Consider the following 2351-nt stretch of genomic DNA (forward strand, 5'->3'; position numbering starts at 1 on the left):
AGGCCGCCGCGTGCCCGTCGATACAGTCTCTCCCGCGGTGTTCTCCATCGCATTGCTCCGTCGTTACGATGGCTACACCTTCGCACCGCGCGTACGTGCGTTCAAGACGGGATGCGCTGACGGATACCCTTCAAATACCAACAAGGAATCGATGTCTTTCGCGGCCGGTCCCCAAATGGGTTGCCGATTTCTTTCACTGTGGTATTGAGGTCGCGTTCCACACGCGTGGCCTTGAGCACGCGCTCGATGTCGCGCTCGAAACTGACCGCGTTGCCGAAGTGAGTCATGTTCCAGTTGCAGCTTGTCTTGTCAGCTTCATGCAACTGCGGCCCCGGCACACGAATCTTTACGCCATCCTCCATGATTTTCTGCAGTCGATGGATTCCCCGATTGACCTCCTGCTGTAGCCGCGAGGCATTGAGCGTCTTGCGTATCATCCGAGTCTTCTTCCAGTTGCTCAAGCCAGTCAAGCGCAAGTGAGGCGTTGCGCAACTTGCCGCTGAGATGCAAAGTGCCAGGAAAAGGAACGGTGCGGGCGTCGGACTAACTTGTTGCCGAAAAGCTACCCGCCGCGCGAAGCTGGGCGTCCTACGGCCGTCTCGCCACGCCAGCAGCGGGTGGAAACACGTTCCAGTAGCCGTCGTCGTGTTCAAAGAAGAACAGTGCGTGGAGACCCGTCACTTGTAAGGTTTCCACACGTACGTAACGCCCTCTGCCAAAGCGGCTATGCCCAAACGCGGTTACATGCACTGGCGCGGTGGGAGCAAGCCATTTTTCAACCTGGTACCGCAGTGACGCCGTTTTCGTGTCTTTCATCCGCTGCACCCTTGCATCGGCGCTTTTACAGCCCAGTCGCCCGATAGGCGAAAACGCCGTGACGCACCGGCCGCCTTCGAGGTATGACGCATTTTTCCGCACCGCATCCAGAGGCAGGAAACTACTTGAACTATAGTGCCAAAAGTTGACATTGGCATTTGTTTCAGCGGGACCGCAACACAAACAAGCGTAGCCCAAAAGCGGCTGTTCGGCGGCCTCGGGTGACGCTTGTTGGTGCGGCGCACCACACATTCGTTTGCTCTTTGCGTCGCCGACCCTGGATTGTTTTCCCGATAGGCAGACATACCCTTACGAGGAACATAAGCCTGCGCAGCAACTTGCCAACGTGTCGGACCGGTGGAGGTAAGCATGGGGCAACTCGACTTCAGCGCCTTCGAGCACGAAGGTTGGGAGCGGGTCGCGCAGGCCTATCATACGTATTTCGGTGATTTGACCACCCAGTCGAACCACGCAATGCTCGAGACACTCTGCCTTCAGCGAGGCGCGCGTTTTCTCGACGTTGCATGCGGCCCTGGCTACCTCGCCGCTGCCGCCGCGCGGTGCGGCGCGGATGTCGCCGGCGTGGATTTCTCGGTTGCGATGGTTGAAAAGGCGAGACGTGTCTTTCCGGGACTTGAGTTCCGCGTCGGCGACGCGGAGGATTTGCCATTTCCCGACGAAAGCTTCGCGGCAGTGGGCATCAGCTTCGCATTGTTGCATTTTCCGCACCCCGAGCGCGCGCTCGCGAAGGCGTTTCATGTACTGCAACCTAACGGCAGAATCGCCTTCACGGTATGGGCGACACCGGAGAAGGCAGTGGGCTTCGCCATGGTGTTGAAGGCCATCGAGAAGCATGGGACGACCGATGTTCCCGTCCCTCCGGGACCACCCTTCTTCCAGTTCAGCGATTGGCAGGAATCAGCACGCGTGTTGCTCGATGCCGGGTTCGTCCAACCGGGCGTGCGGGAGCTGGACCTTACCCTCGTGCTTCATGCTCCCGATACACCCTTTCATGCCCTCATACGCGGTGGCGTGCGGTTTGCCGCGTTGCTGAACGCCCAGACGTCGGCCGCCCTGAAGTCGATTGAACGGGCCGTCGCACACGACGCAGAGGCGTATCGCAGCGATGGTGGGGAACTGCGGCTTCCCATGAGCTGCGTTCTCGCTTCCGCTCTCAAGACTTTGGGGGACGCGGATTTATCTGAACGGGCCCGCGGCTAGAATTTGCCAAGCCGGATACTTGAATACTCGGAGTAAAAGCCCCGACGCCTCGCACCACCGATAATGACACGGAGCATCGAACACTCGAATCTCCCGTCCTGCGAGTTAGAGCTTGCGGGCATGCTCGCACGCGCATTCGCGCTTGACCCTCTTGCCCGCTATGTTTTTCCGGACGACGCGGTTAGGAGTAAGCGGCTCGGCAGGGCCGGTCCCCGATTCGCGCGCGCGTGGGGCATGATGTGAGAGCGTGGGTAGGTCCGGCGTAGACCACGTGAAGATCGTTCCATGATCGTGGCCACGATCTATCTGGATCT

2 protein-coding genes are annotated in these 2351 nt (G+C 59.4%); one reads left to right on the forward strand and one right to left on the reverse strand.

Features of this window, described 5'->3' with window-relative positions; translation table 11 throughout:
• Window positions 1–101: 101 nt before the first annotated feature.
• The gene (locus tag F6X42_RS42310; RefSeq protein WP_187639688.1) at window positions 102–437 is read right to left on the reverse strand and encodes a hypothetical protein; all 336 of its coding nucleotides are present in this window, start codon (window positions 435–437) and stop codon (window positions 102–104) included.
• A gap of 748 nt (window positions 438–1185) precedes the next feature.
• Between F6X42_RS42310 and F6X42_RS42315 the strand changes: the two genes are divergently transcribed.
• Window positions 1186–2037: a class I SAM-dependent methyltransferase gene (locus F6X42_RS42315; RefSeq protein WP_187639689.1), complete on the forward strand. Its 852-nt coding sequence runs from the start codon at window positions 1186–1188 to the stop codon at window positions 2035–2037.
• Window positions 2038–2351 lie beyond the last annotated feature (314 nt).

The sequence above is a fragment of the Paraburkholderia podalyriae genome (assembly GCF_014397785.1).
Taxonomy (GTDB): domain Bacteria; phylum Pseudomonadota; class Gammaproteobacteria; order Burkholderiales; family Burkholderiaceae; genus Paraburkholderia; species Paraburkholderia podalyriae.